Annotated in this window: 8 protein-coding genes and 1 pseudogene; all 9 read right to left on the reverse strand. The window is 40.4% G+C overall.

What is annotated here, in order from left to right:
- Positions 1–538 precede the first annotated feature (538 nt).
- A pseudogene (locus V7K32_RS27815) lies at positions 539–1,858 on the reverse strand (PrsW family glutamic-type intramembrane protease); the annotation flags it as partial.
- Between the two features lie 86 nt (positions 1,859–1,944).
- Positions 1,945–2,154: a hypothetical protein gene (locus V7K32_RS27820; protein ID WP_334998048.1), complete on the reverse strand. Its 210-nt coding sequence runs from the start codon at positions 2,152–2,154 to the stop codon at positions 1,945–1,947.
- A gap of 31 nt (positions 2,155–2,185) precedes the next feature.
- Positions 2,186–2,701, reverse strand: coding sequence for a hypothetical protein (locus tag V7K32_RS27825; RefSeq protein WP_334998050.1), 516 nt, complete (start codon positions 2,699–2,701; stop codon positions 2,186–2,188).
- A gap of 54 nt (positions 2,702–2,755) precedes the next feature.
- Positions 2,756–4,099 (reverse strand): WD40 repeat domain-containing protein, encoded by a 1,344-nt coding sequence (locus V7K32_RS27830; protein WP_334998052.1) that lies wholly within the window; start codon positions 4,097–4,099, stop codon positions 2,756–2,758.
- Positions 4,096–4,470 carry a hypothetical protein gene (locus V7K32_RS27835; protein WP_334998054.1) on the reverse strand — a complete coding sequence of 125 codons (375 nt, stop codon included), beginning with the start codon at positions 4,468–4,470 and terminating at the stop codon, positions 4,096–4,098. Before V7K32_RS27835 ends, V7K32_RS27830 begins: the two co-directional genes overlap by 4 nt.
- 12 nt (positions 4,471–4,482) lie before the next feature.
- Positions 4,483–5,805, reverse strand: coding sequence for a PP2C family serine/threonine-protein phosphatase (locus V7K32_RS27840; RefSeq protein WP_334998056.1), 1,323 nt, complete (start codon positions 5,803–5,805; stop codon positions 4,483–4,485).
- 12 nt (positions 5,806–5,817) lie between these two features.
- Entirely contained in the window at positions 5,818–6,516 is a 699-nt protein-coding gene (locus V7K32_RS27845) for a vWA domain-containing protein (protein ID WP_334998058.1), read from the reverse strand.
- A 182-nt stretch (positions 6,517–6,698) separates the two neighbouring features.
- A complete protein-coding gene (locus V7K32_RS27850; RefSeq protein ID WP_334998060.1) occupies positions 6,699–8,753 on the reverse strand; it encodes a protein kinase domain-containing protein in 2,055 nt (684 codons plus the stop codon).
- A gap of 838 nt (positions 8,754–9,591) precedes the next feature.
- Positions 9,592–9,774 (reverse strand): hypothetical protein, encoded by a 183-nt coding sequence (locus V7K32_RS27855; protein WP_334998062.1) that lies wholly within the window; start codon positions 9,772–9,774, stop codon positions 9,592–9,594.
- Positions 9,775–9,867 lie beyond the last annotated feature (93 nt).

Genomic DNA, 9,867 nt, shown 5'->3' on the forward strand with positions numbered 1-9,867 from the left:
GCCATGAAAATGCCTGAATTCCTTTATGAACTGGAACTTAGGCTCTGTAAGACATAATTCCTCCTCGCAAGGTCAAAATCAGCGAACGTACAGTATCTTCACATATCGAGTCATGGGGTAGCAACTTAAGCCAGGACAGCATTTGTTTGTTTTCCTGCTTTGCCGATTACCACCTCGTCTCCTGCAAGCGCACATTCATCAAATGATGTATGTATTGACAAAAGAAAAGCCATTACATAATCTCTCCTTTAACTGAACCAAAGTTGATTTTCGTGCTGACAACAAGCTTGATACTGCGCCCAGGATCGATTTGTTTTTGCTGTCCGTTTGCTAACGTTGCTGTCCAAACTTGATTAGAACAGTTTAGTAGCCCCAAGATAGTTGGATCTTTGGGATTAGCATTTACTTCAGCTACTACCCCATTAGCACTTTGTGTTCCCAATCCAGGAATCTCCCGCGCCTGTAGCTGAGTTCCTACAGTTAAAGGAATCGTTTGATGCTGAATCCGCAGGGAAAATGGAGCTTGAGGTATAGGAGGTGGACTGTAATACTGAGTTGCCCAATTCTGAGAACGAATTGGTGAAAGTTGGCGAGCTTTCAAAATGGCTGCCATCAAGAAGGCATAAGCCAAAACTCCGGCAAAAGGGAGGACAAGAATGCTGATACCAGCAGAAGCGTCCCAAAGCGCGTGCAGTACCGATGCTGTCAAGTAGCCTATAGCCAAGATCGACCAACGCCTAGACGGTTTCAGAACGCTTAAGCCGATGAAATAACCAAAGTAGCCGCTATAAGCCATGTGTCCGGCTACCGAACCAATAATTCTAGGAATGAGTAATTGTATCCCGGCTAATTCTCCTGCTCCTTCCCCTGCCTGACTTGCTACCTGCTGAATGGTTCCAGGGACGTACTGTCCCAGTGTTTCTAGGAGAGTAAAGCCAGCAGCAGAGGCGGTTGCCAAGAGAATTCCATCTAGGGGTTCCCAGACACCCACTCGCTCTCGCCAGGGCGATCTGAGCATTCGTCCTATCCCCATAGCAGCGAAGACAGGTAAGGCTTTGAGAAGTTCCTCCAGCATGCCTGCCCCAAAAAAATAGTGGATAAACGAAGAAAGGAATCCTATTTTCGTTCCTTCTGGTATTTCCCCTGGTAAGATTTGGCGAAATACGAAGAAAAATAGTGGAAGAATAGGACTGACTAAGAGAAACGTGGTAGTTATTGCCGATCCCAGCAGCAACCACCAGGGCTTGGATTTGCCGCTTAATTGATAGACGAAGTAGTAGCTTGCCCCAATGAGATAGATTGCTAATAAAGCGTTGAATACTTGAGGATTAGCGCTCGCAGGAAATAGTCCGACAACTAATAAGACGGTAAGGATACCTGGTATCAAATAAGCTTTCTTAAATAAATCCTGCCTTGTTGAAACAATAGGCAGCATTTGGCTTAAGTGAAGGGAGTCACCCAGTTGGATATTTAAAGGACGACCGGGAAGTGCTGGGGTGCTAACTTGGCACTCAAATATGAATTCTACACCCTGCTGACCGAGGGAAATCCGATCGCCTACTTGCAATGTCCGACAGCCTTGCAGTCTTTGGTTATTAACATAAGTGCCATTGGAACTCCCTAAATCACAAACTTCCCAAGAGGGGAGATTTCCTAAAGGGATCACGGGACGAATTTCTAGATGGCGGCTAGAGACTCCTGGGTAGTTTGTGGAGTTTAGAACAATTTGGCAGTTTGAATCTCGTCCAAAGACAATAGATTGATTAGTTGATAAGGGGTGATAAGTAGGTGCAGTGTGAGCAGATGCACCAAGGAAAATTTGTTTTAAATAAGCGTTGTACTGAGGCTGTCTTGTCATTGGATTATGCCAAGTTTAGGGTCATGGTAAATGGAGTGACCAGACTGCGTAACAATTTTTTGGAGTTAATGATCAAATTGAAAAAATTATTCTGTCTGATTTTCAAAGTGATATTCATTATAAGTTCCATTGTCTTTTGGAAAAACTAAAAACTGAATTGCATTAACTTTATAATTGTCACCAGAGCATTCATTTCCATCTAATTCACTTGTTAATTCAAAACTTGAGTATTTTACACAAAGAAAGTCACTAGAAAAATCAAACCTATTTTCTTTTGTAAAAGAGAAGTCATTCATGCTTGTATAAATTTCTCCTTATTTTTTTGAATTAGCCCTCAGTTGATGCAAATAATCCGACGAGTATAAACACCCAAAGAATTCCACCAAATACTGTCCAAGCAATTTCACCACCTGTCCAAGATTTTCTAAGTTGAAGATTTGGTTGTTCTTTTTCCCAATAAAAGTTAACTGCTTTCAAAACTGTTAATAAGGGGAAAAAACTCAATAAAGCTAGCAGCCCTAAGATATTTGGTAATTGCTTTAATACAACAAAAAACCAGAACAGACTAGTTATCGCAGCAGGAGAAGGTTTTTCTCGATATCCCTTATCTTCAGCTAGGGCGAAAATTCTTTTTGCCAACCAAAATAAGGTAAATGGTAGAAACCACGAACGAAGCCAAGCATTGATTTTCAAGCCTTCTCGCTCTTTCACAAATTTCCAATGCTTATGACCCCAAGGTATTTGATAAATTCCAAAAGTAATAATGTATAAAAAAATAAATTTCCAGACAGGTTGGATGTTGGAATATTGTTGAATTTGCCCTGTTTGAGAGTATTGATTCATAGAATTTATACTTGATAATTTGACTATATTAACTATTTTTTAAAAGACTATTTTTCAAGTCTTCTGCCAAATCTTGATCGTCCCATCTTCACTACCACTAGCGATATTTCTTCCGTCTGGACTAATAGCAACAGAACATACTGGTTTGAGATGATCGGTAAGAGTCCCAATCAGTTGTCCACTCTGTATTTGCCACAACTTTAGGGTTGTATCTTTACTACCACTGATAAGTGTGTTGCAGTCTGGACTAATAACGACAGAATTAACCCAATCTGAATGTCCATTGAAGGTGCGAAGCGAAGCCCCGTTGTTGAGATCCCATAGTTGTACTGTTTGATCTGAACTCCCACTGGCAAAGAGCTTTCCATCTGGACTGATGGCAACAGTGCGAACCCAATCTGAGTGTCCACGAAGGGTGCGTAAAAGTTTGCCACTGGGTAAGTTCCAGAGGTTGATAGTGTTGTCTCGACTGCCACTAACAAGGGTTTGACCATCTGGACTAAGGGCTACCGTTAGCACTGAGTTTGAATGACCCTTAAAAGTAACAATATTTTTTTGTGTTGTTAAATTCCAACTTTTTATTGTGTTGTCTCGACTGCCGCTAACGAGAGTTTGACCGTCCCAACTGAAAGCAACCGCGTGTACTGAATCTGAATGTCCTCTGAAATTGCTGATGAACTTGCCACTGTTACAATCCCACAACTTGACAAATTGGCTTAAATTGCTACTAGCAAGAGTTTGACCATTAGGACTGATGGCAAGAGAAGTCACCCAGCTAGCTTCAGACTCACCAAATGCCCCCTTCCAGTTGATGGTGAGAATTAATTTACCACTGCCTAGATGCCAAAGCTTAATCGTTCTGTCTTCGCTGCCACTAGCAAGGATCTGACTGTCTGAACTGATAGCAATACAACGAACAGAAGCAGCATGATCGGTGAGAGTCATGATACATTGCCAGGTTTGAGCTTGAGGCTGCGTTTGAGTTTGAGCCTGTTGAGTTACAGGATTGACCTTTGCTGAATTCTGAATTTGGTGGCTTTCTTCTTGTGAATATGAAGGCCCTTGTTGGGGTTTGCTGGGACTGACAACTGAAATTACCCCAAGAGCTAACGCCCAAGACTCCACTGCCCAAATAGCTGTTTCCTCGGCTAAACCCAGATTGTCTTGTAGTCTTTTACTTAATTGGGCTAACAAAATTACATGAGGGACAGAGTTTTTTGATGCCTGGAGTTGATTAGGAACCCCATCTTTTAAAGCTCCAACAAGGACAGCTATTTCCTTACGGTACTGCCCACAAAAGTCGCGCAACAGCCCTTCACAGCGTTGAGGGTTGTCATAAACACCTTGTCCGTACTTGGTAATAATTTCACAAAGTTTTTGTCGGGGTAACTCGTTCATAAGTCGTTTCCTGCACTCAAACTTTCGATGTAACCGTTAATTTGAGCTTTATTTCCACACCAAGGACATGCATGAAAGCTACCCTGCTCTCCGCCACAAGATACTTTGTTACAGCGAGAGAATAAAGCACCGCCGCATTTAACAAAGCTCTTTTGTTCGCAGTCGGGGCAACCTGGATAAGCATCATCTACCGAGAAACTGCCAGCAATTTCGCTTTTGTCGTAGCCTTCCCGTTTAGCGGCTGCTTCCTTAATAGGAAAGGCCCAGTCAGCCATCCACTGACCTGTTAATTTATCCTCCAAGCGGATGCCAAAGCTTTGCTTGGAGTGGCTACATCGAGCCATAATAATAACGACTTTAGGGGTAATCATTGAGTTTATCTCTCATTTTTTTGTTTTAGGTTGGGAAGTTGTACTAGGTTTTGTGCTTGGGGATGGCGTTGCTTTTCCTTTGGTAGGGGTTGGACTGGTATTATTTTTTGCAGGTATAGATGGGTTTTGCTTCAGTTCCTTTAAATTTTTCTCAACCTCATTGAGACGAGAAAAAAAGTAACTACTGAAGATAGTACTGATGATTGCCAAGATAGAAGTGACAGATAAACCTACTATTACCAGCGCAACCTTATTATTGATTTTTTCTTGTTGCTTCCACAAGTGTCTTACCTTACTCTCAATTTCTGAGATATCTTCTTGCTGTCTCACGCTAGATTCCTTTTTTTTTTCAACCGATGTAACATGCCTGTCTGCCTGATCCTCTGAATAGTCGAGATCACCTATCTCAAGTTTTTTAATAATGCCTAGAGTGATGTCATCTCCGCTTCCTTTTTCTGAAGTCTCTTGTAGAAATCCTTCTAATTGTTGTTCGATTTCTTCAGTGGGTTTTAACTTGAACATCTGTCGATAATCCTGCCCAATTTTGACAAATCCTTCATCAGTAGAAAAAGAATTAGAATAGCCATCGGTTGCAACTAAAATTAAAGCTGGCATTTGTTTTGGCGTATTTTTCGGATACAGTTCTATATGAACCTGGAATTCATTCCATGCCTTATCCATACAAAGTGAAGTTGTCTCATTGGCAATTAACTTTGGGTCTCGCTCCAAAGGTCGGGTGGTATTCCCCTCAGAATCAACCTCAAGGATGTCACCATCCCCTAGCTGAATATAAACAATGAAACACTCAGTCACTAAAACTGCCAAAAGTGTAGCCCCGTAAGCCAGAAAATTATTATTTTCAACGGCTTGCCAAGCAGCTTCTTCTTCTTTCCGTACAAGAATTTGTTTTTCTTCATCAGTAAAGTTTGGTTTATTAGTTAATTTTTCTTCATCATTTTCTAACAAACCCAAATCTTTCTTGATAGCTTTTCTCCACTCATTGACAATTCTTTGTGGCAGAAGCCTTTCGGCTGAATCTTTGAGTACCGAGAAATTAACATCACCCGGTTGACCTTGATTGTTCAAAAAAAACTCTTTAATTACCTGAATTGCCGTGTCAACAGCAAAATGAGAGCCTTTGTTACTGCGAAAACTTTTGGCACTGCCATGACCATCTGATACAGCCAAAATCACAGGTAAATCTGTGCCTAACTTTGGATAACCAGGATGCCATTTAATAGCATCCTGGTTAGGCAATCCAGAACGCACGTGAGATGCTCCTTTGACTGATTTACCAATGCACTGCCATTTTAGTTGAGGTATATTTTCTTCCATGAGTCTTCCAGTTCACCACACATCGGATGCACTATTAATAACAATAGGAGGCACTACAGGAATTGGAATATTTCCGCCTCCTGAATTAGGTTGATTGGGTTGACTGACAGGAGAAGAAGCAGCCTTTAAAACTACTGTCGAAACCCATTTGATTCGCTTGACTAGAGCGTCAGGACTATCAGCTTGAAGTGGCTGTATTTCTGAATGTCCAATAAATTTTTGTAACGTCTCACGATCTGCGTCTCCACCAACAGCAATTGCAATTCGTACAGCCTTCTTGCCCCAAGGTAGTTCCATCAATTGTCTGAGTCCACTGCTAAAGTCGTCAGTAGGCTGACCGTCAGAAATCAGCACCAGAACGGGGGGAAGCGCACGGTCGGTCATAGGTGGCATTTTAAGCTGTTCTGCAACCATAGAGAGGGCTTTGCCCATATCTGTCACACCATCAGTGGTCAAATCTGTCCACTTAAAAATATCAACTGGTGTAGGTTGACCGATGTGCCACTGCGCTCCATCAGAAAATTTAAGGGCGCGAACTAATACCTGTGCATTGGGATTTTCGTTTGCTTCCTTTTGCATTAAGGGAATAGCCTCGCGGATTGCTGTATTAAGAGTCTGGATTTTGCCGTTTACAGACATAGAGCCAGAGCAATCACAAATCCAGATAAAATGTAGGGGACGGGTTGACAACCCTTGACCTGGTAGGCTCATATTCAATATCTCCTTGATTCAGTAAAAAAGTGTAAGTAGGTAGGCGTGAATATTTCTCGTTGAGACAAGGTAGAGGGTACAGGGAAGGGGGCAGCAGGGAAAGGAGTTTAGGACGTTTTACTTTTTTACATAGTGATGTTTATTTTTGCCCACCTAGTTATTTCAAAACATGGAATAACAATTCACGACCGAACTTCACCTTCTACTTTGCCGAAGTTGATCTTTGTTCCTACAGCTATAGTTGCGCTGCGTCCAGGTTCAACATCCTTAACTTGATTATCAGCTGTAGTACAAACCCATTTTTCTTCAGAAAGATTTTTAAGTCCCCAAATATTAGGGTCAGTGGGATGTTGAGTGACTTCGGCGACTGGTTTAGAAAAGTCAAACGATTTCGTATTAATATGATGGGGAAATAGCTTGGTATCGTAATTCAACATGATGGTGTTTTTGTCGATGCGAATTCGAGGAGGCAAGCGAATTTCTTTCTGACATGACCAACAGGCGTTAAGTTTACCACCTGATGCTTTTAAGACATCAAGATCGTAGAAGTTTTCAGCACCACAGTGAGGACAATAAACGATAGAATCCCGCAAGCGTACCATTGCTCCTCGCCACTCTGACTCACGGACGCGACCATTTTGGGGATCTTGAATACCGTTGGTAAACGCCTTGGTAAACAGTTCACGGAGAAATTGTGGATAGATGGGCCAGAAGGCAAGAGCATTATCATGGTAGCCAGGCACTGGCTCATTAGACTTGTCTTTGGGATCAAAAATGAACACTGCCTCAGTCCCGTAGAGCTTATTCATCGCAGGTGCGTCTAGACATTTAATCTCAGTTTCTTTCTTTCCTTCTAAGGGGTGATGAATCGTCAACATATAGAACAGTAAAACTGCTAGAGAGTACAAATCGGTTTGTGTACTAGGTCGCGCTTGTTCAGTAATGATTTCTGGTGCCATAAAGCGTGGCGTTCCCATAACACCACCTTCCTGATCCCCATCAATAGTGACGTTATCGTTATCACAGATTAAAATCTCCCCAGTGCTTGGATGAAAAAAGACGTTGCCAAAGGAGATATCTCGATAACACAAACCTTTAATATGAAGTTGGAAAAAGCTGTCGGCTAGTTGAAATCCTGCGGTTGCTAAAGTTCTGAAGGTTGGCTCTGGTTTAATGCGCCGTTTCATTAGATCGACAAAGCCTTTATATTGAGGCTCTCGTAAGGGCATAAGATAGCCAAACCCTTCAATGCCAGGCTCTGATACAATATCTATTGGCCAGAGAAATCGCTCACTTGGTACCCCAGATCGGATCGCTGCCTCAAGCCGCTCTCTTTGGAGAGGATCTGCCTCAAGGGAGTGAGGAAAATACCATTTTACTGCTACATGCTGACCGCCTAAATTAGCTCGAAAGACTTCTCCTTGACCGCCACCGCCAAGGAATTGCTCTACTGTGCAGGGGGTTTGAGAAGATTCTGTGTGGACTGTCTGTCCAGATTCGAGTAGGTAACTCACTTTGTTCCTCCTTTCTGTTTTGGGTGATTGATTTGTTTCTTCTTCTCGTTTTTCTTTTTGCCGTATTTGTTCCCAAGAGCTTTGAAGTTCTGTAATAAAGCTTAAAAAACTTGGTTCTTTTAATTCTTCTAATAAAAAGTCTTCCTTTCTTTGAAAAATCTCAAATATTTCTTTCAAGTTAATAAAAAATACTCTTTTCTGGTACTTGTGATTTTCAAACAAGTTTTGATTATTCTTAAAAAGAAATTCTAATTTTCCCCTAACATACTCAGTACAAGGCTTCAAGTCTTCATCGTCGTTTAATTCCTTCGTTATGATAAAAAACAAATTATTTAAACTAACTTCTTCAAATAAAGTATAGATTTTTTTTAGAAATATTTCGTCTTGCTCTTTTAATAGATACTCACAATTGAAAACATATATAAATAATATATTTTTTTCTTTGTTATTCTTATAAGCCTCAAAAACTTTATGTTTATACTCAGGCTTTTTATTAGTTAAATTTATTAGTTTTAAAGCATATGGTTTTTCAATTTCATAAACAAATATATCTTCTTTTATCCCATCATTGATGTCCTCTTCATCAAACAAATCCAGAGATTTTATAGTTTTTTCAGAAAAATGTATTTTTTCTTGTTTTTTAAAATAATTTGCAATTATCTGAATTACTTCATTAGCTAGCCGACTATCATATCCAAAAAAAATAGTATCTATATTACTCATTTATAATCTCCACAATTTTTTACAAATAAGTGGGCACAAAAATTTACAAGTATGTAAATAAAAATTAATTAAGCTGATTTGAGTAAAATTTAACACGCTTCCCTAGCACCTCGTTGACTAGAGTTAAGTTAAATTCACGTTTTCCCTGCTCAATAGCCACAGCATAAGGCGGGACAGCCTCATCAACTAATCATTGCTGTTGAGTCATCTATAGCTCTTGGGATGAAAAACTATTAGTACTAAGCAAACAAGATTCCGCCATGAATTTACCGCAATTATTCTCATGTTAGTAACATTACTAGCAAAATCTAATTCACCACATTTTCTTTCCCTTGCACTTGAGAGCATAACTGCACTTGATGAGTTTTCAACCATAATTCAATCATCCTACTATGACTTGACTTATCTTCAGTCCTCGCAAAGCACAAACACCATGAAAACGTTTCTTGAGTTAGTCTAGGATACTAATGTGCATAATGATTAGTTTAAGTAGTGTCTATACAAAGCTACAAATTTACAGAACGGGATTCCAGACTGAATATAGCAGTATCAGTATAATTACGATAGTAGTTACGCTTAAGCAAATCTAAAATTTTTACTCAATTACTCCCTATCCCCTTACTCAGCCTTGCTTTCAGCATTCAATAATAATTGTTTTTTACTGAAGTTTAGACTAAGTAAGGCAAAACTACCCAGCAGGGCTGAGTTAATCAGAGACTTACCGAAAGTATGAACGATCTTTAATATTAAACAGCTACAGATGGTTCTTTTCGGGGTGGTATCGCTGTTTTTTTACTATTGGATATCGTTTTTTACGTAGACGGGTTTTTCCTGGTGTCTAGCCTGGAGACTTTCCGCGAGGTTTGGGTGGAAGGGCTGGAGTACCAATCGTTGCAAAAACTCCTCCCATTGATTGAGCAACTCTTCCAGGGGTCAAATTATCGATTGATTTTTGCCAAAGTAGAGGATTGTCAGTAACGAGATCACGGGCTAACCACAATTCCCAAGTCATTAGAGGCATTACCCGGATTTCTCACGAGGGAGAAAAAAACACCTGGATTAGCCAGACTTAGGATAAATTAATTGATACATTCTTAAATTCCCCGTAGATTAA

Origin of the sequence: Nostoc sp., assembly GCF_036917635.1 — a bacterium.
In the GTDB taxonomy this organism is placed as follows: Bacteria; Cyanobacteriota; Cyanobacteriia; order Cyanobacteriales; family Nostocaceae; genus Nostoc.

Coding starts and splice junctions, on each gene's coding strand:
- V7K32_RS27835 (WP_334998054.1), bottom strand. CDS start 4,470: ATGATTACCCCTAAAGTCGTTATTATTATGGCTCGATGTAGCCACTCC.
- V7K32_RS27820 (WP_334998048.1), bottom strand. CDS start 2,154: ATGAATGACTTCTCTTTTACAAAAGAAAATAGGTTTGATTTTTCTAGT.
- V7K32_RS27830 (WP_334998052.1), bottom strand. CDS start 4,099: ATGAACGAGTTACCCCGACAAAAACTTTGTGAAATTATTACCAAGTAC.
- V7K32_RS27850 (WP_334998060.1), bottom strand. CDS start 8,753: ATGAGTAATATAGATACTATTTTTTTTGGATATGATAGTCGGCTAGCT.
- V7K32_RS27840 (WP_334998056.1), bottom strand. CDS start 5,805: ATGGAAGAAAATATACCTCAACTAAAATGGCAGTGCATTGGTAAATCA.
- V7K32_RS27825 (WP_334998050.1), bottom strand. CDS start 2,701: ATGAATCAATACTCTCAAACAGGGCAAATTCAACAATATTCCAACATC.
- V7K32_RS27845 (WP_334998058.1), bottom strand. CDS start 6,516: ATGAGCCTACCAGGTCAAGGGTTGTCAACCCGTCCCCTACATTTTATC.
- V7K32_RS27855 (WP_334998062.1), bottom strand. CDS start 9,774: ATGCCTCTAATGACTTGGGAATTGTGGTTAGCCCGTGATCTCGTTACT.